24 protein-coding genes, 3 tRNA genes and 1 pseudogene are annotated in these 24198 nt (G+C 64.6%); 17 read left to right on the forward strand and 11 right to left on the reverse strand.

From position 1 onward, the window contains the following. Positions 1-106: 106 nt before the first annotated feature. The 10 genes and pseudogenes from EKK97_RS03300 (at position 107) to EKK97_RS03340 (ending at position 7367) form a co-directional block, all read left to right on the forward strand. The gene (locus EKK97_RS03300) at positions 107-628 is read left to right on the forward strand and encodes a CinA family protein (RefSeq protein ID WP_159549037.1); all 522 of its coding nucleotides are present in this window, start codon (positions 107-109) and stop codon (positions 626-628) included. 129 nt (positions 629-757) lie between these two features. Then, complete coding sequence (gene recA, locus EKK97_RS03305) at positions 758-1822, forward strand: recombinase RecA (protein WP_159549039.1); 1065 nt, start codon at positions 758-760, stop codon at positions 1820-1822. A 3-nt stretch (positions 1823-1825) separates the two neighbouring features. Next, positions 1826-2308 (forward strand): regulatory protein RecX, encoded by a 483-nt coding sequence (locus EKK97_RS03310; protein ID WP_159549041.1) that lies wholly within the window; start codon positions 1826-1828, stop codon positions 2306-2308. A gap of 172 nt (positions 2309-2480) precedes the next feature. Further along, positions 2481-4414 (forward strand): annotated as a pseudogene (gene alaS, locus EKK97_RS03315) (alanine--tRNA ligase). Continuing rightward, the gene (locus tag EKK97_RS24230; RefSeq protein WP_236551364.1) at positions 4408-5088 is read left to right on the forward strand and encodes a DHHA1 domain-containing protein; all 681 of its coding nucleotides are present in this window, start codon (positions 4408-4410) and stop codon (positions 5086-5088) included. The pseudogene alaS and the gene EKK97_RS24230 overlap by 7 nt, the downstream one beginning before the upstream one ends. 104 nt (positions 5089-5192) lie before the next feature. Further along, positions 5193-6443: an aspartate kinase gene (locus tag EKK97_RS03320; RefSeq protein ID WP_159549043.1), complete on the forward strand. Its 1251-nt coding sequence runs from the start codon at positions 5193-5195 to the stop codon at positions 6441-6443. A 252-nt stretch (positions 6444-6695) separates the two neighbouring features. Continuing rightward, the gene (gene csrA, locus EKK97_RS03325; RefSeq protein ID WP_159549045.1) at positions 6696-6896 is read left to right on the forward strand and encodes a carbon storage regulator CsrA; all 201 of its coding nucleotides are present in this window, start codon (positions 6696-6698) and stop codon (positions 6894-6896) included. Positions 6897-6995: 99 nt separating this feature from the next. After that, positions 6996-7088, forward strand: a tRNA-Ser gene (locus EKK97_RS03330). Between the two features lie 33 nt (positions 7089-7121). Further along, positions 7122-7198: transfer RNA gene (locus tag EKK97_RS03335), tRNA-Arg, on the forward strand. Between the two features lie 92 nt (positions 7199-7290). Further along, positions 7291-7367, forward strand: a tRNA-Arg gene (locus EKK97_RS03340). Positions 7368-7559: 192 nt separating this feature from the next. Here the strand turns inward: EKK97_RS03340 and EKK97_RS03345 are convergent. Then, complete coding sequence (locus tag EKK97_RS03345) at positions 7560-8522, reverse strand: tRNA dihydrouridine synthase (protein ID WP_159549047.1); 963 nt, start codon at positions 8520-8522, stop codon at positions 7560-7562. Positions 8523-8689: 167 nt separating this feature from the next. Between EKK97_RS03345 and EKK97_RS03350 the strand changes: the two genes are divergently transcribed. From EKK97_RS03350 to EKK97_RS03360, 3 genes are read left to right on the forward strand one after another with little or no spacing between them, the layout of a single operon-like run. Next, a complete protein-coding gene (locus tag EKK97_RS03350) occupies positions 8690-8938 on the forward strand; it encodes an OadG family transporter subunit (protein WP_159549049.1) in 249 nt (82 codons plus the stop codon). Positions 8939-8997: 59 nt separating this feature from the next. Continuing rightward, positions 8998-10824, forward strand: coding sequence for a sodium-extruding oxaloacetate decarboxylase subunit alpha (gene oadA, locus EKK97_RS03355; protein WP_159549052.1), 1827 nt, complete (start codon positions 8998-9000; stop codon positions 10822-10824). Between the two features lie 13 nt (positions 10825-10837). Further along, positions 10838-12160 (forward strand): sodium ion-translocating decarboxylase subunit beta, encoded by a 1323-nt coding sequence (locus EKK97_RS03360; protein ID WP_159549055.1) that lies wholly within the window; start codon positions 10838-10840, stop codon positions 12158-12160. 85 nt (positions 12161-12245) lie between these two features. On the opposite strand, the gene EKK97_RS03365 is transcribed toward EKK97_RS03360, so the two are convergent. The 4 genes from EKK97_RS03365 to EKK97_RS03380 all read right to left on the reverse strand — a co-directional run bounded on the left by EKK97_RS03365 (position 12246) and on the right by EKK97_RS03380 (position 15593). Then, complete coding sequence (locus EKK97_RS03365; RefSeq protein WP_149328627.1) at positions 12246-12587, reverse strand: 2Fe-2S iron-sulfur cluster-binding protein; 342 nt, start codon at positions 12585-12587, stop codon at positions 12246-12248. A gap of 193 nt (positions 12588-12780) precedes the next feature. After that, positions 12781-14259, reverse strand: a complete 1479-nt coding sequence (locus tag EKK97_RS03370; protein ID WP_159549058.1) for a hypothetical protein — start codon at positions 14257-14259, stop codon at positions 12781-12783. 234 nt (positions 14260-14493) lie between these two features. Next, positions 14494-15024, reverse strand: a complete 531-nt coding sequence (locus EKK97_RS03375) for a chromate transporter (RefSeq protein WP_159549061.1) — start codon at positions 15022-15024, stop codon at positions 14494-14496. Further along, a complete protein-coding gene (locus EKK97_RS03380) occupies positions 15021-15593 on the reverse strand; it encodes a chromate transporter (RefSeq protein ID WP_159549064.1) in 573 nt (190 codons plus the stop codon). The genes EKK97_RS03375 and EKK97_RS03380 overlap by 4 nt, the downstream gene beginning before the upstream one ends. Positions 15594-15769: 176 nt before the next feature. Between EKK97_RS03380 and EKK97_RS03385 the strand changes: the two genes are divergently transcribed. The 4 genes from EKK97_RS03385 to EKK97_RS03400 all read left to right on the forward strand — a co-directional run bounded on the left by EKK97_RS03385 (position 15770) and on the right by EKK97_RS03400 (position 18647). Further along, entirely contained in the window at positions 15770-16432 is a 663-nt protein-coding gene (locus tag EKK97_RS03385; RefSeq protein WP_159549067.1) for a GntR family transcriptional regulator, read from the forward strand. 193 nt (positions 16433-16625) lie between these two features. Continuing rightward, entirely contained in the window at positions 16626-17444 is an 819-nt protein-coding gene (locus tag EKK97_RS03390) for a creatininase family protein (protein WP_159549070.1), read from the forward strand. Positions 17445-17519: 75 nt separating this feature from the next. Continuing rightward, positions 17520-17825 (forward strand): ferredoxin, encoded by a 306-nt coding sequence (locus tag EKK97_RS03395; protein WP_159549073.1) that lies wholly within the window; start codon positions 17520-17522, stop codon positions 17823-17825. A 162-nt stretch (positions 17826-17987) separates the two neighbouring features. Continuing rightward, positions 17988-18647, forward strand: coding sequence for a GntR family transcriptional regulator (locus EKK97_RS03400; protein ID WP_159549076.1), 660 nt, complete (start codon positions 17988-17990; stop codon positions 18645-18647). A gap of 88 nt (positions 18648-18735) precedes the next feature. Here EKK97_RS03400 and nadX read toward each other — a convergent pair whose 3' ends face one another. From nadX to EKK97_RS03430, 6 genes are all read right to left on the reverse strand, one after another. Next, a complete protein-coding gene (gene nadX, locus EKK97_RS03405) occupies positions 18736-19569 on the reverse strand; it encodes an aspartate dehydrogenase (protein WP_236551365.1) in 834 nt (277 codons plus the stop codon). Continuing rightward, entirely contained in the window at positions 19566-19901 is a 336-nt protein-coding gene (locus EKK97_RS03410) for a 2Fe-2S iron-sulfur cluster-binding protein (RefSeq protein ID WP_159549079.1), read from the reverse strand. Before EKK97_RS03410 ends, nadX begins: the two co-directional genes overlap by 4 nt. A gap of 30 nt (positions 19902-19931) precedes the next feature. After that, the gene (locus tag EKK97_RS03415; protein WP_159549082.1) at positions 19932-20948 is read right to left on the reverse strand and encodes a 2Fe-2S iron-sulfur cluster-binding protein; all 1017 of its coding nucleotides are present in this window, start codon (positions 20946-20948) and stop codon (positions 19932-19934) included. A gap of 130 nt (positions 20949-21078) precedes the next feature. Next, complete coding sequence (locus EKK97_RS03420) at positions 21079-21558, reverse strand: GlcG/HbpS family heme-binding protein (protein ID WP_159549085.1); 480 nt, start codon at positions 21556-21558, stop codon at positions 21079-21081. Between the two features lie 38 nt (positions 21559-21596). Then, a complete protein-coding gene (locus tag EKK97_RS03425) occupies positions 21597-23051 on the reverse strand; it encodes an aldehyde dehydrogenase family protein (protein ID WP_159549088.1) in 1455 nt (484 codons plus the stop codon). Between the two features lie 128 nt (positions 23052-23179). After that, complete coding sequence (locus EKK97_RS03430; RefSeq protein WP_159549091.1) at positions 23180-23911, reverse strand: iron-containing redox enzyme family protein; 732 nt, start codon at positions 23909-23911, stop codon at positions 23180-23182. Between the last annotated feature and the right edge of the window lie 287 nt (positions 23912-24198).

A 24198-nucleotide genomic window follows, 5' to 3' on the forward strand; every position in this document is an offset into this window, starting at 1 on the left:
TGCCGGGGAGCAGGATGCGCTATGGTAAGGCAGTCGCAGAACCTTTGGACGGTGCCGCCGGTTCTACTCGGAAAGCGCCGACTCTCTCGCAAAAAGGAGCGATACCATGCCCCATAGTGCATCCAGTCTGGCCAACCTCGATCTCGCCACGCTCGCCGAGCGGCTCGGGCGGCGTTGCCGTGAGCATGGCGTCAGCGTCACCGCGGCCGAGTCCTGCACTGGAGGCGGGGTGGCCAGCGCCATCACTTCGGTAGCCGGTAGCTCGGACTACTTCGAAACCGGCTACGTGACCTACTCCAACGCCGCCAAGGCACGCCTACTCGGCGTACCCGAGGCAACGATCGCCCAGCACGGGGCGGTCAGCCGCGAAGTGGTGGAGGCCATGGTGGCCGGCGCCTGTCGCGACAGCGGGGCCAAGCTCGGCGTGGCGATCAGCGGTGTGGCGGGGCCCGACGGCGGCACGCCGGAGAAACCGGTAGGTACCGTGTGGCTGGCCTGGGGCAGCGAGGCGCGGCAGCAGGCCGAGCGCTTCCAGTTTCCCGGCGATCGTCGTGCGGTACGCGAGCGTGCAGTACGCGAAGCCATCGTCGGGCTGATTCGCTACCTCGAGGCCGAGCCGCATTCGTAGTGCTAGGCGCGCGGCGTTTTTTTCGTCATACTACTGTCCAACCATACAGTGTCAGGCGAGCTCCCCCGTCGGCAGCCCGCCCTACATTATGCATCTGCAAGCGTCAGCGAGTTCTGCGAGGAGAGCCACATGGCACAGGATGAAAACCGCTCCAAGGCATTGAATGCCGCCCTTTCCCAGATCGAGCGCCAGTTCGGCAAGGGCACCGTCATGCGTCTGGGCGATGCGCCGCGGGTGACGATGCCGTCGGTGTCCACCGGCTCGCTGGGCCTCGATATCGCACTCGGCATCGGTGGCCTGCCATACGGCCGCGTGGTGGAGATCTTCGGCCCGGAATCCTCGGGCAAGACCACCCTGACGCTGTCGGTGATCGCCGAGGCCCAGAAGCAGGGCAAGACCTGCGCTTTCATCGACGCCGAACACGCGCTCGACCCGAGCTATGCTGAAAAGCTCGGCGTCAACCTCGACGACCTGCTGGTCTCGCAGCCCGATACCGGCGAGCAGGCGCTGGAGATCTGCGACATGCTGGTGCGCTCCGGCGGGGTCGACGTGATCATCATCGACTCGGTGGCGGCGCTCACCCCGCGCGCTGAGATCGAGGGCGAGATGGGCGACTCCCACGTCGGCTTGCAGGCGCGTTTGATGTCCCAGGCGCTGCGCAAGATCACCGGCCACATCAAGAACGCCAACTGCCTGGTGGTGTTCATCAACCAGATCCGCATGAAGATCGGCGTGATGTTCGGCAGCCCCGAGACCACCACCGGGGGCAACGCGCTCAAGTTCTACGCCAGCGTGCGCCTCGACATCCGCCGCACCGGCTCGGTCAAGCAGGGCGACGAGGTGATCGGCAACGAGACCCGGGTCAAGGTGGTGAAGAACAAGGTGGCACCGCCGTTCCGTCAGGCCGAGTTCCAGATTCTCTACGGCAAGGGTATCTACCACGCCGGTGAGGTGATCGACCTCGGCGTGCAGTGCAATCTGGTCGACAAGGCCGGGGCCTGGTACAGCTACCAGGGCAACAAGATCGGCCAGGGCAAGGCCAACGCCGCCCAGTTCCTCGAGGATAACCCGGCGGTGATGGAGGAGATCGAGAGCCAGATCCGTGCCCAGCTGCTGGTCACGGCGGCGCCCAAGGAGGAGGAGGCCGAGGAAGCCGTGGCGGCCGACGCCGGGCGCGAGGACGACCTGCTCTAAGCCATGCCTGTACGGCCCGAAGCCGAACATGCGTCGTCCCCGCGGGACGACGCCATCCGTCTGCTGGCCCGGCGTGAGTATTCGCGCGCCGAGCTGGCGCAGCGGCTATCGGTCCGAACCCACTCCCCCGAGGCGATCGACGACTGCCTCGATGCGTTGGCCGAGGCCGGTTTGCAGTCCGACGCCCGCTTCGCCGAGAGCTTTCTGCGCTCGCGGGTCACGCGTGGCCAGGGGCCGCTGAAGATCCGCGCCGAGCTGGAGCGGCGCGGTGTCGAGCGTGCCCTGATCGCGGCCGTGCTGGCCGAGGCCGAGCAGGAGAGCGAGGTCGACTGGTTCGAGCTTGCCCGCGAAGTGCTCGAGCGACGCTTCTCCAGCCCAGGCGACTCCCCCCGCGAACGCGCCCGGCGCGAGCGTTTCCTGGCCTCGCGCGGCTTCGACTTCGAGCAGATTCGTCACGCTCTGGAGCGACTCGGCGCCGCCGAATGAGCGACAGCTTGAACGCCTCCCCTTTAGTCGCTTGACAACTGCGTTATAATGCCTCCCTTTGTGACGCCCCAGGTGGCGCTCCTGACACGCCGAGGCGTGCGAATTCGGCCATGAAAACGGCGCCGAACGCGCCTGCCCGTCGGGTGACCACGCTCATCGCCACGGATACCCCATGAAAAGCGCAGACATCAGACAGGCCTTCCTGAGTTACTTCGAAGAGCACGGCCATACCGTCGTGCCATCGAGCTCCCTGGTGCCGGGCAACGACCCGACGCTGCTGTTCACCAATGCCGGGATGGTGCCGTTCAAGGACGTCTTCCTCGGTCGCGACCCGCGCCCCTACGTGCGCGCGACCTCGGCCCAGCGCTGCGTGCGTGCCGGCGGCAAGCACAACGACCTGGACAACGTCGGCTATACCGCGCGCCACCACACCTTCTTCGAGATGCTGGGCAACTTCAGCTTCGGCGATTACTTCAAGCGCGATGCCATTCGCTTTGCCTGGGAGTTCCTCACCCAGCGTCTGGGACTGCCTCCCGAAAAGCTGTGGGTCACGGTGCACGTGAGCGACGACGAGGCGGAAAAGATCTGGAAGGAGGAAATCGGTGTCGACCCCGAGCGCTTCTCCAAGCTCGACGAGGACAACTTCTGGCAGATGGGCGATACCGGCCCCTGCGGACCCAGCTCCGAGATCTTCTTCGACCACGGCCCCGAGGTGTGGGGTGGGCCTCCCGGCAGCCCGAGGAGGATGGTGACCGCTACATCGAGATCTGGAACCTGGTGTTCATGCAGTTCGATCGCGATGCCGCCGGTAACCTGAACCCGCTGCCCAAGCCCTCCATCGACACCGGCATGGGCCTCGAACGGGTGGCGGCGGTACTGCAGGGCGTGCACTCCAACTATGAGATCGACCTGTTCCAGAACCTGCTGAAAGCAGCGGCCGAGGCAACCGGTCACGCCGATACCGCCACGCCCTCGCTGCGGGTGATCGCCGATCACATCCGCTCCTGCGCCTTCCTGATCGCCGACGGTGTGCTGCCCTCCAACGAGGGGCGCGGCTACGTGCTGCGCCGGATCATTCGCCGTGCCATTCGTCACGGCCACAAGCTCGGCGCCAGCGAGCCGTTCTTCCACAAGCTGGTGGCGGCCCTGGATGCCGAGATGGGCGAGGCCTACCCCGAGCTGCACGAGGCGTGCAGTCAGATCGAGCGTATCCTGCTCAAGGAGGAGGGGCAGTTCGCACGCACCCTCGAGCACGGCATGAGCCTGCTCGAGGAAGCCCTGGCCGCCCTTGACGGCGAGGTGTTGCCGGGCGAGACGGTATTCAAGCTCTACGACACCTACGGCTTTCCCTACGATCTCACCGCCGACGTCTGCCGCGAACGCGGCGTGACCCTCGACGAAGCCGGCTTCGAGCGTGAACTGGAGGCCCAGCGCGAGCGCGCCCGCGCCGCCAGTCAGTTCGGCGCCGACTACGGCGCTGCACTGGAGCTCAAGGGTGAGACCGCCTTCACCGGCTACGATCGGCTCGAGGACCGGGCCACCGTGACCGCCATCGTCGATCGCGAGGGCAACGCCCTGGCCGCGCTCGAGCCCGAGCAGCATGGCGTCGTGGTACTCGACCGCACGCCGTTCTACGGCGAGTCCGGCGGCCAGGTGGGCGATACCGGCTACCTCCACCTCGACGGTGGGCGTTTCCTGGTCCGCGATACCCAGAAGCAGGGTGGCCATCACCTGCACCACGGGGTGATGCTGGAGGGCACTCTGTCAGTGGGTGCTGAAGTACGTCCTCAGGTCGATGCCGGCCTGCGCGCCGCCACCGTGCGCAACCACTCGGCGACCCACCTGATGCACAAGGCGCTGCGCATGGTGCTGGGCGATCACGTGCAGCAGAAGGGCTCGCTGGTCACACCCGAGCGGTTGCGCTTCGACTTCAGCCATTTCGAGGCGATGACCCCCGAGCAGCTCGCCGAGGTGGAGCGCCTGGTCAACGAGCAGATCCTGGCCAACGCGCCGACCCGCATCGACCAGATGACTCTCGACCAGGCCAAGGCCCGGGGGCGGCGGCGCTGTTCGAGGCCAAGTACGCCGACAGCGTGCGCGTGCTGACCATTGGCGCCGACGACTTCTCCATCGAGCTGTGCGGCGGTACTCACGTGGCTCGCAGCGGCGACATCGGCTGCTTCCACATCGTCGCCGAGCAGGGCATTGCCGCTGGGGTGCGCCGTATCGAGGCGATCACCGGCGAGGGCGCGCTGGCCTATTTCCGCGAGCAGGAGACGCGTCTGGCGCGCATCGGCGAGCGCCTCAAGGCCAAGCCGGAGCAGGTCGAGGAGCGCGTCGAATCGCTGGTGGAGCGCAACCGCAGCCTGGAGAAGGAGCTCGAGCGGCTCAAGGCCAAGCTGGCCAGTGCCGCCGGTAGCGACATGCTCAGCCAGGCGCGCGAGGTTGCCGGGGTGCGGGTATTGGCCACTCAACTCGAGGGTGTCTCGGCCAAGGAGCTGCGCGGCGTTCTCGACCAGCTCAAGAACAAGCTCGGTTCGGGCATCGTGGTGCTCGGCGTGGCGGACCAGGAGGCCGGCAGGGTGAGTCTTATTGCCGGCGTCACCGATGACCTGACCGGCAAGGTCAAGGCCGGCGAGCTGGTCAACCATGTGGCTTCGCAGGTCGGCGGCAAGGGCGGTGGCCGACCCGACATGGCCCAGGCCGGCGGTAGCGATGTCGTGGCTCTACCAGGCGCGCTGGAGAGTGTGCCAGGCTGGGTCGAGGCACGGCTCTCGTAGCGGTTGAACAGGGACGGTAGCGCATGCTCCGTCCCTGTGTGCATGGACACATCTTTCACTCATCCGGGCGCGACCCCGCTCGACATACGAGGGAAAAAACGCAGATGGCACTATACGTACAGAAATTCGGCGGCACCTCGGTGGGCTCCGTGGAGCGCATCAAGGCCGTGGCCGAGAAGGTCAAGGGCTTTCGTGACGACGGCCATCAGGTGGTGGTCGTGGTCTCCGCCATGAGCGGCGAGACCAACCGTCTGATCGCCATGGCCAACGAGATCAACGACGAGCCCACGCCGCGCGAAATGGACATGCTGGTTTCCACCGGCGAGCAGGTGACCATCTCGCTGCTGGCTCTCGCCCTGCACAAGCTGGGCGTGCCGGCCACCTCCTATACCGGCTCCCAGGTGGGGATCCTGACCGACAGCGCCCACACCAAGGCACGCATCCAGCGTATCGAGACCGACGAGATGCGCGAAGACCTCGACGAGGGCAAGGTGGTCGTGGTCGCCGGCTTCCAGGGGGTCGACGAGGAGGGCAACATCACCACCCTCGGTCGCGGCGGCTCCGATACCACCGGCGTGGCGCTGGCGGCGGCGCTGGGCGCCGACGAGTGCCAGATCTACACCGACGTCGATGGCGTCTATACCACCGATCCACGGGTCTGCTCGAAGGCACAGCGCCTCGACACCATCACCGTCGAGGAGATGCTGGAGCTGGCGAGCCTTGGCTCCAAGGTGCTTCAGATCCGCTCGGTGGAATTCGCCGGTAAGTACAATGTCCCGCTGCGTGTGCTGTCCAGTTTTCAGGATGGCCCCGGCACCCTGATCGTTGCTGAATCCGACCAAGACGAGGACTCCATGGAAGAACCGCTGATCTCAGGCATCGCCTTCACCGCCAACGAGGCCAAGCTGACGCTGCTCCACACGCCGGACGTGCCTGGCGTCGCCTCGCGCATTCTCGGACCGATCGCCGATGCCAACATCGAAGTCGACATGATCGTGCAGAACGTGGCGCCTGCCGGTGACTACACCGACTTCACCTTCACCGTGGCCAAGGGGGATTACAAGAAGACCCTCAAGATCCTCGAGGAGCAGGTGATCCCCGATCTGGGCGGCGGTGAGGTCAATGGTGACGATAACATCGCCAAGGTCTCGCTGGTCGGTGTGGGAATGCGCTCACATGCCGGCGTGGCGTCCAAGATGTTCCGCGTCCTGGCCGACGAGAACATCAACATCCGCATGGTCTCCACCTCGGAAATCAAGATTTCGGTGGTGATCGACGAAAAACAGATGGAACTTGCCGTTCGCGCCCTGCACACCGCTTTTGGTCTGGATAAGAGCGATATCGAAAGCGAATAGGGAAGTTACAAGAAAATTAACAAGGTACGGACGACTAAAGGCGGTGCCTTTTCTACTCTGTTGGGGAGTTGCTGCCTGGGGAAGCGACGGTCTGATGAGATTGGTACGGCTTCCCTTCAACGCTGTCATGATGTCATGGTGGGGTTGGTGGTGGTGCACAGTAGAGAAAATGTTACATAATGCAAGCAGCAGCTTAGCGTCGATGGGATCGACGCGTATCCCGTTGCTAGTCGTCTGAGAAGGAGATCAGTCATGCTCATCCTGACCCGCCGTGTCGGAGAAACGCTGATGATCGGTGATGACATCACCGTGACCGTCCTTGGCGTCAAGGGCAATCAGGTCCGCATTGGCGTCAATGCCCCCAAAGATGTCGCTGTGCATCGTGAAGAGATCTATCAGCGCATCCAACGGGAGAAATCCGACGAAGAAGGGGGAAGTGGTCCGTCTTCGTAACGGAGCGCCGTTTCCGATCCTTCCAGCACAGGAAACAAATCACTGAATATGCTGGACAAAGGCTCGGGGAAACGATAGGATATGCGCCGTGTCGTTGAGGGAGAGGTGGCCGAGTGGCTGAAGGCGCTCCCCTGCTAAGGGAGTATGGGGTTTATAGCCCCATCGAGGGTTCGAATCCCTCCCTCTCCGCCATTCGACATGTTGTCGTTGTTCGAAGCGTAATGTGCGCCCGTAGCTCAGCTGGATAGAGTACCTGACTACGAATCAGGTGGTCGGAGGTTCGAATCCTCCCGGGCGCGCCACGATGGGTGAGTATGAGCATGACTGTGTCATCTCTCGCCGTGCGGTTCGAAGAAAGGCATTCTGCCAGCAAGATCGTCGGATCTTGCCACTAGCGCCCGTAGCTCAGCTGGATAGAGTACCTGACTACGAATCAGGTGGTCGGAGGTTCGAATCCTCCCGGGCGCGCCAGATTTCGACCCGTCCTCGTCAGAGGGCGGGTCTTCTGTCTGTGTCCCTGGCACCTGTGCCGGACACGCGTATCGACTAGCCGAGCCGGCATGGGATGATGCCGGTCGCGCGATCGTTTGGGTGCCCTCGTGAGTCGATGGGCACCCTTTTTTATTCCCTCCTGCTCGTCTCCTGCGGTGCCTTCGGGCCGGCTCAGGCTGGCTCGAGCGTGCCGTGAGCCGGCGCTTCATGGGGCTGGGCAAGCCTGGCGAGCAGCGTCTCGAGCTCGTTGATGCGCTTGACCGCCTGGAAGCGTTGGGCCGCTTCGGCATCGCGCTGTCGCATGTGATTAAGCCATTGCTTTACCAGGGAGGTGACAATACGGTCGGGGAGTGTGATACGCTGCAATGCAGCAAAGTCTGCCAGAACCTTGGCGCGGGCCTGCCAGGGAGTGGCGGCTAGCTGCTCGCCGGTTGCCAGCCAGTGGCGTATGCGCGGCGCCAGCCAGGGGTCGGCCAGCGCGCCTCGGCCCAGCATGACGTCGCGACAGCCCGAGAGGGTGCGGGCCTTCCAGTAGTCCTCGAGGCTCCAGATGTCGCCGTTGGCCACGACTGGAATGCTCAGGTGGCGGCGGATACGGCCGATCCACTCCCAGTGAGCCGGAGGTCGGTAGCCCTCGTCTCGAGTGCGGGCATGCACGACCAGTTGCGTGGCGCCGCCGTCCTCTGCGGCCTTGGCGCAGTCGAGCGCCAGGCGGCGATGCGAGAAGCCGAGGCGGATCTTGGCCGTGACCGGTATCTCGTCGCCCACGGCCGCGTGCACGGCCGCTACGGCCGCGTGCACCCGGCGAGGGTCGCGTAGCAGCGAGGCGCCGCCGTCATGCCGGTTGACCAGCTTGGCCGGGCAGCCGAAATTGAGATCGATGGCGCTGGCGCCGAGTTTTCTCGCCTGTTCGGCATTGGCCGCCAGTGCCGCTGGATCGCTGCCGAGCAGTTGGAGAGCCACCGGCACGCCTGAAGGCGTCGTCACGCGCCTGTCGAGCTCGGGGCAGTGACGCAGGAAGACCTTGGGTGGCAGGCGGGCGTCGACGACGCGGACGAATTCCGTCACCGTCCAGTCGAAGCCGGGCTGGCGGGTCAGCAGGTCGCGGGTATGAGCATCGATCACGCCCTCCATGGGGGCGAGACCGATCCTACCTTGTAGTAAAACAACAACGTTGGCTTCCACCATAGGTCGCTTGCAATCCACCTCGAGTGGGGGCAGTTTATATGGCCGACTTGAAAGCTTATCGGCATGTTGGCGTCAGTTCGCCAATAAGTCGCGAAGAATAAGGGAGATAATGCATGCGGGACGAACAGCTGCTGCTGGATGGTCTGGCCCTGATGGGGGTCGGCATGGGGTTTGTTTTTGTTTTTCTTACGCTCCTCGTGCTCGTCACCACCCTGATGTCATGGGTCGTATGCCGCCTGGCGCCGGCTACCCCTCCAGCTCCCGCGCCCGTCTCCAAACCCTCTGGCCGTGCGGACGACGCGGAGCTGATGGCTGCCATCACTGCCGCCATCCATCGCTATCGCCGCCGCCATCGCCGCTGATCGACGCCGCAGCGGCCGCCAATACTACTACATAACATGCCATTCACGGGATCATTGTCATGAGTGAGACCAACCGCCCGCTGGGCATCACCGACGTCGTCCTGCGCGACGCCCACCAGTCGCTATTCGCCACTCGCATGCGCCTCGACGACATGCTGCCGATCGCCGAGAAGCTCGATCGGGTCGGCTTCTGGTCGCTGGAGTCCTGGGGCGGTGCCACCTTCGACGCTTGTATCCGCTATCTCGGCGAGGATCCGTGGGAGCGGATACGGGCGTTGAAGGAGGCCATGCCCAACACGCCGCAGCAGATGCTGCTGCGCGGACAGAACCTGCTCGGCTACCGCCATTATGCCGACGATGTCGTCGATCGCTTCGTCGAGCGTGCCAAGATCAACGGCGTCGATGTGTTCCGTGTGTTCGATGCCATGAACGACCCGCGCAACCTGGAGCGGGCCATCCAGGCCGTGCGCAAGGTGGGGGGGCACGCCCAGGGCACCATCTCCTATACCGTGAGCCCGGTGCACACTCTCGACAGCTGGGTGGAGCTCGCCGAGACCATCGCCGCCATGGGCGCCGATTCCCTGGCGATCAAGGACATGGCCGGCCTGCTGGCGCCCTATGATGCCTATGAACTGGTCACGCGGCTGAAGAAGACGCTGTCGATTCCGATCCACATGCAGTGCCATGCCACCACCGGCATGTCTACCGCCACGATTCTCAAGGCGGTGGAAGCCGGCATCGACAACGTCGACACGGCGATCTCCTCCATGTCGATGACCTACGGCCACAGCCCTACCGAATCGGTGGTGGCGATCCTCAAGGGCACCGGGCGCGATACCAATCTCGATCTCGAGCTGCTCGAGGAGATCGCCGGCTACTTCCGCGAGGTGCGCAAGAAGTACGCTGCCTTCGAAGGTTCGCTCAAGGGCATCGATTCGCGCATCCTGGTCGCCCAGGTGCCGGGCGGCATGCTCACCAACATGGAGAGCCAGCTCAAGGAGCAGGGCGCCGGCGACAAGCTCGATGACGTGCTTGCCGAGATTCCACGCGTCCGCGAAGACCTGGGTTTCATTCCGCTGGTGACGCCTACCTCGCAGATCGTCGGCACCCAGGCGGTGATGAACGTGATGATGGGCGAACGCTACAAGTCGATTTCCAAGGAGGTCCAGGCGCTGCTCAAGGGTGAATATGGCGCCGCCCCGGCTCCGTTCGACAAGGCGCTGCAGAGCCGTGTGCTGGAAGGCGGCGAGCCGATCACCTGTCGTCCTGCCGATCTGCTCGAGCCCGAAATGGAGCGCCTGGCTGCCGAACTCAAGGAGAAAGCCAAGGCCGACGGTATCCGCCTCGCCGAGGGCGAGCGTGAGATCGATGACGTGCTGACCTACGCGCTGTTCCCGCAGATCGGGCTCAAGTTCCTCAAGAACCGCGACAACCCCGATGCCTTCGAACCGGCCCCCCAGGCGCCGGGCCAGGAGTCGCCCAGCGCCAACCTGCCGGCTTCTTCAGCGCAGGGGGCCAAGGTGCCCGCGGCTCCCGCCGCAGCGTCCGCCGGCCCCGAGACCTATACCGTCACGGTCAACGGCAAGCAGTATGTGGTCGAGGTCGCCGAAGGCGGCGAGATCGGCGCGATTCAGGAGCAGGCTCAGCCCCAGGCCGCTGCGCCGGCAGCGTCGAGCGGTGAAACGGTCTCCGCCCCGCTGGCCGGCAACATCTTCAAGGTCAACGTGCGCCCGGGCGATACGGTCGCGGAGGGTGACGTGGTGATCATCCTCGAAGCCATGAAGATGGAGACCGAAGTGCGTGCCGCCAGCGGCGGTACCGTCTCCGAGGTCAAGGTTGGCGAGGGCGACAGCGTCGCCGTCGGCGACGTCCTGATCGTGCTGTAAGGGCCTGCGTTCCATGGACAAGTTATTGACCCTGTGGGAGGGTTCCGGCCTCTACAATCTGACCCTAGGCCAGGCGGCCATGATCCTGGTGGGGCTGGTGCTGCTCTACCTGGCCATCGCCAAGAAGTTCGAGCCGCTGCTGCTGGTGCCGATCGGCTTTGGCGGCATTCTCGCCAACATTCCCGAAGCCGGGCTGGCGATCTCGGCGCTGGACCAGGCCATCGAGGTGGCTCGCCCGGCGGTGCTGCAGCAGATCGCCGCCGCACTGGGGGCCACCCTCGATCCGCTGGCGGACGTGGAGACATGGCGCACCTCGCTCAAGCTGCTGGCCCACGACAGTGCCTCGCCCGATCAGCTGCGGGCCGCTCATGACGTGGCGGTCAACGTCGGTTACAGCGACGGCATGCTCTACGTCTTCTACTCCGTTGCCGTGGCCTCCGGCATCGCCCCGCTGCTGATCTTCATGGGCGTGGGCGCGATGACCGACTTCGGCCCACTGCTGGCCAATCCGCGCACCCTGTTCCTGGGGGCTGCGGCGCAGTTCGGCATCTTCGCCACGCTGTTCGGTGCGGTGGGGCTGTCGTCGCTCGGGATCATGGACTTCTCGCTGCAACAGGCTGCGGCCATCGGCATCATCGGTGGTGCCGACGGGCCCACCTCGATCTACGTCTCGAGCGTGCTGGCACCGGAGTTGCTCGGCGCCATCGCCGTCGCTGCCTACGCCTACATGGCGCTGGTGCCGATGATCCAGCCGCCGATCATGCGGCTGCTCACCACCCGGCGTGAGCGTGAGATCACCATGACCCAGCTGCGTCCGGTCTCCAAGCTGGAAAAGATCGTCTTCCCGCTGTCGTTGCTGCTGCTGGTGGCCCTGTTCCTGCCGGATGCCGCGCCGTTGCTGGGCATGTTCTGCTTTGGCAACCTGATGCGCGAATGCGGCGTGGTGGAGCGTCTCACCGACACCGCCCAGAACGCATTGATCAACATCGTCACCATCGTGCTCGGTCTGTCCGTGGGCTCCAAGCTCATGGCCGAGAGTTTCCTGGCCATGGAAACGCTGGGGATCATGGGGCTGGGCATCGTGGCCTTCGCCATCGGTACCGCGGCCGGCGTGCTGATGGCCAAGCTGATGAACCTGGTCAGCCGCATGCCGATCAATCCGCTAATCGGTTCGGCGGGGGTCTCGGCGGTGCCCATGGCCGCGCGGGTGTCCAACAAGATCGGCCTCGAGGCCAATCCGCACAATTTCCTGCTGATGCATGCCATGGGGCCCAACGTGGCCGGCGTGATCGGTTCGGCGGTGGCCGCTGGGGTAATGATCAAGTACCTGGGCTGAGCGACACGCAACGGCAGGAGCCCGCCAGCGCGAGCTGGCGGGCTCCTTTGCGTCGTGGCGACCTCACCGCGACGGCGGGGTGCGCTCATGATGTCGTGACGCTACCGGCACGGCTCTGGCTGGTAGTGGCGGCCGGGCTCTCCTGGGCCAGCTCGAGATCCTCTTCCACCCATAGCTGGCAGGCCAGGCGATAGCCCTGCTCGAGACGCGTGCCAAGCATCTTCTTCTCTTTCCAGTTGGGCTCTGGCAGCGCTTCGCCGCCCTTGATCACCTTGCACATGCACTTGGCGCACTTGCCCATGCCGCAGCCGTAGCTGAGGTGGGGATAGGGAAACTGGCGGATTCCGGCGCGCACGACCAGGTTGGTGTTGGGCTGGACTTCGCCTTCGAAGACTTCGCCGTTCTTGTGAATCTTGATCAGGGGCATGGCATTCACCTGGCTCGTTGTCGTCGTAGCGTGCTTAGGGTCTAGGAGGCCCCTAGGGCGCGCGAGCATTAGATTGTGATGGCATATGGTATACCATGTGCCATAAGGTTGATTTCGTCAACCCTCGTTTCCTCTTCTGCTGCGGAAAACGACACCCTGGCGCCTCGGCCAGGGTGCCGCGATGCCGAGAAGGCTAGAGCAGCACTATCGCGAGCAGGCATGCCGCGACGATACCGGAGATCACCGGCACGAAGTTGCGCCGCACCAGAGCCGAGGGGCTGACCCCGGCAATGCCGGCGTCGGCCGCCACGCCGAAGGCCCAGGCCGCCAGCGTGCCCCCGCCAGCGAAGATCGCCGCTACCTGGCCGAGGGCGGCCAGTACATGCACGTCGACCCCGGCACCGGTGCCCAGGGCGCCGGACAGCGAGCCCACCAGCGGCAGGCCGGAGAAGCCCGAGCCATCCATGCCGGAGAGCAGGCCGATGAACGCCATGCCAAAGGTCAGCAGGAAGACATTGCCGTCGATGTAATGGCCGATGTTGTGGCCGATGTCGAACAGATAGCCGGCGGCGCTGGCGCCGATCACCTGCGAGGAGTGCTCGGGATGGCCGAGGAAGAAGAACCCGGCGATCGGGATGATCGGGGCGAAGATCTTGATGGCGAAGAAGAAGCCTTCGCGGGTATAGGTGCTGATGCCGTCCAGGGCGTGGTGGCCGTGGGAGGCGAATGAAGAGAGCACCAGCAACACGGTAGCCGTGCCGCCCAGCAGTGCCGTGGCGCCGCCGCCGCGGATCGCCTGGTCGGGCAGGAACAGCGCGCGATAGATCATCAGCCCCGCGATGCCGAGCAGGATGACCGGCACGGCGATGGCAAAGAGACGTGCATAGGGGCCGGCGGCAGGCTCATCCACTTCCTTGACGGTGTCGGCCTGAACGGCGGCGGCTCCTGCCGAGCGGGGACTGAAGACTTCATCGGTCTTGGGTGCTTGGAGTACACCGGAGCGCATGTCGCGGCGCAGGTGGATACAGGCGAGGGTGATCGCTACCACGCCCACCACCAGGGAGAACAGCAGGGTATAGGGCACCAGGGTGGTGGTCTCGATACCGGCGGCACCGGCGGTCAGGCGGCTGGCGCCCTGAATCACCGGGTCGGCGGAGAGCGCCATGCCATGACCGAACAGATTCACTGCCATGGCGGCGCCGATGGCCGGCAGGCCCACTTGCATGGCCACGGGGATCAGCACGGTGCCGACCAGTGCCACGGCCGGGGTCGGCCAGAAGAAGGCAGCGGCGATGTACATGGTGATACCGACGACGAAGAACGCGGTCCAGGGGCCGACCATCAGCTTCTTCATCGGCGCCACCATCAAGCGATCGGCGCCCTGGTGCTGGAGCGACTTGAGCATGGCGACCATCAACGCGATGACCAGCATGATGTCGAACAGCTCGGTGCCGGCATTGAGCAGGGCACGGAAAACCACCTGAACGGCGAAGATGAGCTGGTTGAGTCCACCCTCGTGAGGAGCTTCGGCCAGTAGGCCCAGCATGAAGATACCGGCAATGGAGGGGATGATCACACCCTTGCGGAAGCCGATGGAAACGAAGATCGCCAGGATCACCAGGAGAAAGACCCAGTGCGAGGCGGTGAGAGGTATCTGTTCGAGTTGTTCCATGTTGCACCTTGTCGTGTCGTCAGGCTTGGCGATGGCGGCGCCGAGGGTGTCGGGCGGCTCATCGACTGCTTGTAGTTGTCGGTTGCTGCATTGCCACGGTTGTCGTTGCCTTGCATGTCACGAAAGTGGTGCTTTGACATCTTTCGCACATGTCATTCGCTCATCTCGGCGGTTGTCGCATTGGGTTCTCCTGTCTCGATGGGTAGCTTTCCATGAGGAATCGGTCGTTGTCCTCTAGCCCAGCAGCAAGCCGCCGTAGGCCAGTGCGCCGACCACCACGAGGGCGGGGTGCGCCTTGAAGCGGAGCAGGGCAAGCGCTGCTGCCGCCGCAATGATCAGGGTATGGACGAGCCCGGCGCCGGCCAGGCCTTCCGCGAAGAAGCTCACCACCAGGCCGGCCATCATGATGGCGATCACAGGGCGAACCCACTGGCTCATGCGCTTGACCCGGGGCGACTCGCGATAGCGGTAGAGCAACCCCAGGGCGCCCAGCATCAACAGCAGCGTGGGCACCACGGTGGCGAAGACGGCCACGATGGCACCGCCGGCCCCGGCCACCTCGTAGCCGACGTAACCGGCCATCTTGGTGGCGATCGGACTCGGCAGTGCATTGCCCAGGCCCAGGATTTCGGCGAACTCCTGCGCATTCATCCAGCCATAGCGCCCCACCACTTCGGCTTCGATCAGTGGAATGATCGCCGGGCCACCGCCGTAGCCGATGATGTTGGGAATGAAGAAGGCCAGGAAGAGCTGGACATAGATCATTGCGCTGTCCCCTCGACGGCTTTGTTCTTGGTCAGGGGTGGCAGCAAGGCAGCCACCAGCAGCGCGCCGATCACCAGGCCGGGATGAACACCAAGCCAGTAGATCAGCCCGCCCGCCACGCCTGCCATGAGCAGGCTGACGATCCATCCCAGCGCCAGTCGCGACTTGTTCAGGAAGTCCCAGGCGAGCTGGGCCATCATCACCATCACCACCGGCACCATGCCTTGGCTCATGCCGTGGATCCAGGCCACGTCGCGGTAGCGGCTGAACAGGCCGAGCAGCAGGATCATCGCCACGATCATCGGCAGAATCACCGCCAGCACGGCATTGAGGCAGCCCAGCGCACCGCCGACCCGATAGCCGATGTAGCCAGGCATCTTGGTGGCAATGGGGCCCGGCAAGGTATTGGCGATGGCCAGGACATCGGCGAACTCTTCATCTTCCAGCCAAGCGTGCCTTTTGACCACCTCTTGGTGTACCAAAGGGATCATCGAAGGCCCGCCGCCGAACCCGAGAAGGCCAATTCGAAGGAAGGAGAAGAACAGCTTGCCCTGTTGAGATGCCGCCATGTCAGAGGGTATCCTTTGCTGTATTCCAAGAAAAATCACCTGTAAAACAATGAGTTCTATAATTCCTTGGTGGTTTTTTCATAGAAATAATCGATTATTTGACCTAGAGTATGATCACGCGAGACGAGTCGTCAAGATAGGTATACCAAATTCCAAAAATCGAATGGAGTCACGCCATGACCCAAGCTACCCGTCCTGGGAGCGCTACTACGGCAAGTCGGATCTACGAAGCGCTGCGCCAGGACCTGCTCAACGGGCGTTTCGGCGCCGGTGAACGGCTGTCGATCACGCGGCTTCGCGAAACCTACCAGGTGGGGCTGAGCCCGTTGCGCGAGGCGCTCAACCGCCTGGCGGCCTATGGGCTATTGCGCCAGGAGAATCAGCGCGGCTTTCGCGTGCTGGAGCTGACACGAGCGGAGCTCGCCGACATTACCGAGATGCGCCGTCAGCTCGAGGGCATGGCTCTGGAGCTGGCGATCCAGCATGGCGACGATGAGTGGGAGTCCCAGCTGTTGGCGGCCAATCACCGCCTGGGGCGCGCGGGTGAAGGCACGCCGGTGGGCGAATGGGAGCAGCTGCATACGCGCTTTCACAACGCCCTGGTGGCCCCTTGCGGTTCGACCTGGCTGCTGCGCTTCATCTCCCAGTTGCACGACCAGTTCGACCGCTATCGGCGCGTGGCGCCGCGTGCCCAGGAGCTACGCCATCGTCTCGACGCCCAGCATCAGGAGCTGGTCGATCTGGCCCTGGCTCGTGATGCCCGCCGCGCCCGGGCATTGATCGAGGAGCACATCACACTCTCCAGCGAGGTGGCCAAGCGCAGCTGTCGCCCGGCCTGACGATCCATTGCGGAGACTTCTGAGGGGAACCTCTTTACAGGACGCGTTGAGTTCGGCTAGTTTTGGCTTATGGTATACCAAATGGCGTGCTGTGCTTGAGCCCAACGGCACGCCGCCTGCCGACGAGCCTTGTCGCGCAGGCGGTGAAAGCGCGCAGGCAGCGAACGAGAGCGGGAAAGAGGAGAGCGGGATGATGAGCGGGAAAGAAAGCGGGAGGGCAAGCTACCTTCTGACCGAGATGACCTGGCCCGAGGTCGAGGAAGCGCTCAAGAGCGTCAAGATGGCCATCGTCCCTGTCGGCGCCCATGAGCAGCACGGGCCGCACATGAGCGAGAGCTGCGATGCGGTGCTGGCCACGGAGATGGCCAAGCGGCTGGCGGCCAGGCTGCATCCGCTCGTTCTGGTGACACCGACGGTGAACATGGGCGTGTCGCCGCATCACCTCAACTTTCCCGGCACCATCAGCCTGCGTCCGGAGACCTTGCTGGCCGTGCTGCGCGACATGGTCGTCTCGCTGAAGCGCCATGGGATCGACAAGGTGCTGTTCCTCAACAGCCATGGCGGCAACCAAGGCACCCTGGGCCTGGCCTGTGCCAGCTTCGCCCAGGAGCTGGGGGTCGACTGCTATTACGCCAAGACCACGGCCTCGGCCAAGCAGGCCATGCAGAAACATATCTCCTCGCCTCTGTACGGCCATAGCTGCGAGCGCGAGGTCTCCGAGGCCTATTATCTCGCGCCCCACCTGGTACGTCCCGAGCGGCTGGAGAAGGGCGATATCGTTCACGGCGGGCGCTGGGAGGGAATGCGCCCGGGCAAGCCGCTGCAGGGCTTCTACCGCTATGAGGAAATGACGCGCAACGGCTGCATCGGCGATGCCACCCGGGCGAGCCTCGAGATCGGCAAGGCGATCGTCGAAGAGGCGCTGGAAGAGCTGTCGCGGGCGGTGCGTACGGTATTGGCCGAGCCCGCACAGGCCCGCGCTACGCACGGCGAAGGCGAACTCGCCGTTTGAGACCTGCCGCAACGAGGCGTCACGCAGCCGGCGTCACGATGACAACGAGCACGAATCCAACAAGAGGGCAGCGAGATGTACATCATTCTGACCAGCAAGCTGGGCGAATACGATGCCAGGCCGGGGCAGGGCATCGCCCCGGTCGAGTGCTACGAGTACTTCTTCTACGGCCGCAAGAAGGCCGATTTCACCATTGCCGAAGTCACTGCTGACCAGGGCAGGGTCAGCATCGTCGAGACCGGCGAGGGTGGCCAAACCAACAGCGTACCGCTGAAGTTCTTCGAGCACTTCGACACGCTGGAGGCGGCCCGCGCCGAGCTGGAGCAACTGGTCACCTTCGGCTCCATCGACGCACGCCTGGAGAGGGCACCGCTGCACTGAGTGACGGCGCGCTCCCCCGACTCTTCCCGCCCCTGTGCGTCGGTACGGGGCGAATTGTCTGGCCCTTCGTGTACCAGATACCGCTGCGGTGCTTCGCTATGCTAAAATGCGGGTTTCCTTTCCATAGCGCCCATAGCCGCGAGACAGCCGAAGGTAGCCCGAATGGCCGAGACCTGGACCCAGGAAGACCTCTCTCCGATCCGTGACAAGGTATACGCCTATCTCAAGGACGCCATCCTGCGCGGCGAGTACAAGGCAGGCGATCGCCTGGTCGAGCGAGTGCTGGCCGAGAAGCTCAACATCAGCCGCACGCCGATCCGCGAGGCGCTGTTCCGTCTCGAGACCCAGCGCTTCGTGCGCACGGTGCCGCGCAAGGGAGTGGTGGTCAACGAGATCACCCAGGCGGAGATCCTCGAGGTGTTCATGATCCTGGCCTCGCTGGAGTCGCTCGCCGCGCGCCTGGCAGCGCAGAAGATCAACGATGAAATCGCCGCCGAGATCGACCGGCTCATGGCCGAGATGGACGAGGCCCTGAACGACGGCGGCGGCGATGCGGTCGAGCTCAACGTCAAGTACAACGACCTGATCGGCCGGGCCTCCGGCAATCCCAAGCTGCACGAGATGCTGGTCGACCTGAAGGACTACGTGCGTGCCTTCTCCAATCTCAGCGCCGCCCTGCCGGGGCGTACCAAGGAAGCGCTGCGCGAGCACCAGGACATCCTCGGTGCCATCCGTGGCGGCGAGGAGGACCTGGCCGAGAGCTTTACCCGCATCCACCTGGAGAAGTCGCGCAAGGCCTACATGAGCCGCTCGCAGGTCTGACGGGAAAGAAGACAGGCAGGACGAAACGAGCCGGGCGCCGCATTGCGAGCGCCCGGCCTCGTTGTGACCGTCATCGGCCGACAGGCTGCTAGCCGATCACCAGCGGCGAGGAAAGATTCCTCAGCGCCCGGGCAACGCTCATTGCGACGATGTAGCCGGTCTTGGGATTGTTCGGCGACGGTGTGTTCTGCACCTCGATGCGGACCTCGCCGAACAGGCCCTTGGCGGACACCTCATGCACGTTCTTGTCGATGGTCGGGTCGACCAGTACGCGCACCTCGGTGGCCTCGAAGCCCACGCCGGCCAGGCTCAGTGCCGCCGACACGTTGACGCTCTCGGGGAACACTCGGGACGACTCGCGGGCGTTGCCCTCGAAGATCACCGTTGGCTGCGTCACCGTGTCGAGATCGACCACCTCCTCGGCAAAGGTGCCGCGCCAGGCTTTCACCGGCTTGCGAGTGGTCAGCGTGACCCGCTCCAGCGGCCCCTGGGCGGCGGCAGCGATGCGGTCGAGTCCGGCGATCGCTGCCGAGGGCACCAGCACGCGCCTGCCATGCCGGCTGGCGCTCTCCATCACCCGGTCATGCAGCGCCTGGTCGCAGAAAGCGCCGACGGAGACCACCATGAAATCGCAGCCGTGGGCAAGCGAGGTCTCGGCATAGCGGACCACGGCCGCGTGGCCCGCCGTCTCCACTACCACGTCAGGAGTGCAGGCGAAGAAGGCCTCCTCGCTGTCGGTGAAGTGACAGCCTTCCAGGGCAACGTCGGCATACTTGGCCACGTCGCGCACCAGCACGGCGACCAGGCGGCTGTTGCCCGCCTGGCCGCCGATGATGGCCTCGGCGACGTCCTTGCCGGCGGTGCCATAGCCGATGAGGCCGACCCGTGTCGTCTTCTCGCTGTTGGTCATGGCGCTGCTCATGCCTCCGCCTTGGGCTGAACCTGCCGTGCGCTGGTGCCGCCCTTGGGCGCCTCTTCCCAGGAGACCTTGACGTCACCCTTGAGGAAGGTCTGGCAGGCCAGTCGGTAGCCCTGCTCGAGTTCCTCGGCGGAGAGCAGCTTCTCTTCCTTCTTCTTCACCGCGTCGGTGTTTTCGCGGCCCTCCTCGATGAGGCACTTGCAGGTACCGCACAGGCCGCCACCGCACTTGAACGGGATACCGCCCTTCTCGCGCAGCGATACGCGCAACAGGTTGGAGTCCTGGGGGGCGCTGACGACCTTGCCGTCGTTGGTAATGAAAGTGATATCCGGCATGTCGATTACCTCGCTAGATCGGGTGATGCCTCAGGCCACGCTGCCGTCGAGCTCATGGGTGAAGTTGAAGCTGTCGGCGAAGATCCGTTCGACCTCGAGGCCGCGCTGGGAAAAGCTCGTCTTGGCGGCGGCGATCATCGGTGGGGGGCCGCACAGGTAGGCGTCGAAGGCCGCAAGGTCGTCGTGATCCTCGCATACGGCTTGGTGAACGAAGCCACGGCGTCCGCCCCACTGCGGGTCGGGCTCAGAGAGCACCGGTACGTAACGGAAGTCGGGCAGCGTGCGTGCCCAGTGGCGCAGCTGCTCGTCGAGGTAGAGATCCTCGGCGCGACGCACGCCCCAGTAGAGGGCGATGCCGGGGCGTAGCGGGTCGTCCTTGAGCGATTCGATGATGCTCTTGATCGGCGCCAGGCCGGTGCCGCCGGCCACCATCAGCAGCTCGCGGGGGCTCGTGGCGTCGTGGCGGAAGGCGCCCAGCGGCAGCTCCACGTCCAGGGTGTCGCCGGGCTGGTAGTGGGTCTCGAGGCGGCCGGTGAAATAGCCGCCCGGAACGCGGCGGATATGGAAGTCGAACAGCTCACCGTTGGGCGGCGAGGCCATCGAGAAGCTGCGTGGGCTGCCGTCGTCGAGCATCACGTTGAGGTACTGGCCCGGATGGAACCGCACGTCGCTCGCCGTGGGGATACGCAGCACCAGGTGGGTCACGTCGTGGCTGAGCTTGTCCAGCCGCTCGATGGTGGCGACATGGAAGTCGGCGGGCACGTGCCCTTCCGGCAGCAGGCTGGCGCTGATGGTCAGGTCGCTGCAGGCCCGGGCCTGACAGGCCAGGGCGTAGCCTTCCCCGGCTTCCTCCTCGGTCAGCCCGAAGGGAAACTCCTCGTAGTCGACGCGTCCTTCCAGCAGCTTGACGCGGCAGGCGCCGCAACCGCCGAAGCGGCAGTCGTGCACCAGCGGAAAGCCCGCGCGCTCGGCGGCCTCGAGCAGTGGCTCTCCCGGCTGGGCGTCGAAGGAGTCGGAGGATTCGGAGAGAGTAATACGGTAGCTCATGGCAGCCTCCTCGAGCGCACCCGTGTCAGGCAGTCTTGTCGTTGTCTGCCGGGTGTCGGCGCTTGGCCGTTCGTCAGGGGTCGGCAAGAGGCGTGGCCGCTTGCCGACACTATCGTCGGAGCCGTAGGGCTCACTTCTTGATGTCGGCCTCGACCATCACCTCATGGCCCGACTCGCGCAGATGGTCCTGTAGGGCCTTCAGCGCGGCGAGGCCGGCCTGGGTGTCCTGCTCGCCGTTGCCGCCGCTCAGGCCCACGCCGCCGATCACCTCGCCATCGACCACGATGGGGAAGCCGCCGACGAAGACGGCGAACTTGCCCTCGAAGCTCCACTGGATGCCGAAGGCCTCGTTGCCCGGCAGGGCGGGACCGTTGGGAGCGGTGTTGAAGAGGTGGGTGGAGCGCTTGTGGCCGGCGGCGGTGAAGGCCTTGTTCCAGGCGATCTGCGGGCCGGTGACGCGAGCGCCATTCATGCGCTCCATGGCCAACGGGTAGCCGCCGTCGTCCACCACGCAGATGGTTTCCAGCACGCCGATCTCCTCGGAGCGCTGCTTGGCGGCTTCCACCATCAGCTTGGCTTCTTCCAATTCCAGTCGAAATACCTGTTTCATCGGGTCACCTTGTCGTCGGGTTGTCGTTGTAGGGGGGCTCAGCAGCCGAGATAGACGGTCTTGGTCTGGGTGAAGAAGTCGAGTCCGGCGCGTCCCGATTCACGGAAGGTCGAGGTGCTCGACTGCTTCAGTCCGCCGAAGGGGGCGTTGACCAGGTTGCCGGTGGTGGTGCGGTTGATCTTCACCGTGCCGGCCTGGATATCGAGCGGGAAGCGCTGGATGTAATCGAAGTTCTTCGTCACCAAAGCGGCGGAGAGCCCATAGGGCGTATCGTTGGCCTTGGTGATGGCGTCTTCGTAGCCGTCGATCTCGATCACCGCCACGACCGGGCCGAAGATCTCCTCGCGGGCGATGCGCATTTCCTGGGTCACATCGCTGAAGATCGCCGGGGTGACGTAGAAGCCCTTGGCGTAATCGCCCTCGGTGAGGTGTTCGCCGCCGTGCACGTGGGTCGCTTCCTGCCTGCCCGTCTCGATGTAGCCGAGCACGGTATCGAGCTGCTGACGGGTGGCCAGCGGGCCGATCTGGGTGCCCTCGGTCATGCCGTTGCCGATCTTCAGCGTCTTGACCTTCTCTACCAGGCGAGTGAGATACGCCTCCTTGCACGAGCGCGCGATCAGCACGCGACTGGTGCCGGTGCAGGCCTGCCCGGTGAGCGAGAAGCCGCCCTTCACGGTCAGGTCGACTGCGGTGTCGATGTCGGCATCCTCCAGCACGATCAGCGGGTTCTTGCCGCCGAGCTCCATCTGGGTGCGGGTGGCCATGGCCGCGGCGCGGTGGATGCGCTCGCCGGCGGCGGTGGAGCCGGTGAAGGAGATCGCCTTGACCACCGGGTTGGCGGTGATCTCCTCGCCGATCGCCGAGGCGGCGCCGGTGATGAAGTTGAACACGCCTGCCGGCACGCCGGCGTGATGCAGGGCTTCGGCCAGGCGATAGCCGATCAGCGGCGCATCCGACGAGGGCTTGAACACCACGCTGTTACCAGTGATCAGCGCCGGGGCGATCTTGCGCGCCGGAATCGAGATGGGGAAGTTCCACGGCGTGATGACGGTCGCCACGCCGAGCGGTTCGCGCTGGGTATAGACCGTCATCCTGGCGTCGTCCTGGGGGAAGGTCTCGCCGGTGATGGTTTGGCCTTCCACCGCGTAGAAGCGCAGGGTCTGGGCGGAGCGAGCTATCTCGTCGCGGCTGTTGGCCAGCAGCTTGCCTTCCTCGCGGGTCAGCTCCTGGGCGAACTGCTCGAGGTTCTCCATCAGGTAGTCGGCGGCGCGATTGAGGATCCTGGCGCGCTGCGAGATCGGCGTGGCCCGCCACTCGGTGAAGGCACGGTCGGCCGCTGCGATGGCCCGGCGCGCGTCCTCCGCGGTGCTGGCCTGGAACAGGCCGAGCAGATCGTCCTGGTCGGCGGGGTTACGGTTCTCGAAGGTGTTCCCCGAGCCGCTGGCGACCCACTGGCCGTCGATGTAGTTGAGAAACTGGGTTGCGTTATCCAAGACGCTTACCTCTTGTCGTCACTGGCTGTCGTCGCTGGCTTCTTCATGGCCCCGTGTCGCGCGGTGGGCATCTGCCGGCGCCGGGCCGGCAGACGCGAAAGCGCGGGGCGGGTGAGGCAGGGCCTCGCTCAGGCCGCCATGTCGAGCTCGGCGAGGGGCAGGTCGCCGGCAACGTAGTCGTAGTACAGCGCGGTGGTGTAGAGCAGGCGCATCTGGGCGCCGATCTCGCAGATCTTCAGGCAGCGCTGCTGCAGCTCGACGGTGTCGGCGTGCTCCAGCACGATCTGATAGCCACGCTCGCCGTGGATCTCGTCGGAGACGATGTGCAGGTCGAAGAACTCGACCTCTTCATCGGTGAAGCCGTACTTCTCGCGCAGGGTCGGGGTCTGCTTGCGGTAGATCGACGGCACCTGGGATTCCAGGCCGACCACCAGTGCTGCCACGGCGACCACCGGGTGCTCGCGCATGGCCACGGCATAGCACCAGCTCTGCAGGCCGCGGGTGGTCGGGGACATGTTGTCGGGGTTCTCGACGCGCTCACGGGTGGTGCCGCAGGCCTCGGCGAAGCGGATCAGCAGGTCGGTATGCCGGTCGCCGCCAAGTTCTTCCTCGTACATGTTCTGCAGCAGGAAATCCTTGGCTTCGGTGTAGGTGTCCGGCGTGTTGGCGTAAATGTACGCCAGGTAGTCGGCGAACGGGCCCACGTAGTGGTAGTGGTTCTCGGCCCAGCGGGCGAGGTGATCGCGAGACAGCTTGCCGCTGGCCCAGGCCACGCTGAACGGGGCCTTGTTGGCGCTCTTGCCCTTGATGGCTTCTTCCAGGGCGGTACGGAATTCATCGCGGTTCATCAACTGTGCCATGGGGAGGGACTCCTGATTGTGCCGTGCGCTGGCTGTCGCGAGTCAGCGCCCTTGTTGTTCAAAAATGTTGTTCAAGAAGGTTGTTCGAGCATGATGGTTTGCGTCATGGGCCTGGTAGGCCGGTGTCTTCGTGATGGCTCATGGTATACCAAAAGCCATGTAGGCAGCGTAAATTCCCCTCGCTTGGCCTGTCAAGGCTTTTTCCGACCTGGATCAGATTTTGTCGGAGGCGCACTGATCAAAGCAGTGAGAAAGGCGAAAGAAGCCCACAGTGGAGGGGTTGGTCA

It is taken from the genome of Billgrantia tianxiuensis (assembly GCF_009834345.1).
In the GTDB taxonomy this organism is placed as follows: Bacteria; Pseudomonadota; Gammaproteobacteria; order Pseudomonadales; family Halomonadaceae; genus Halomonas; species Halomonas tianxiuensis.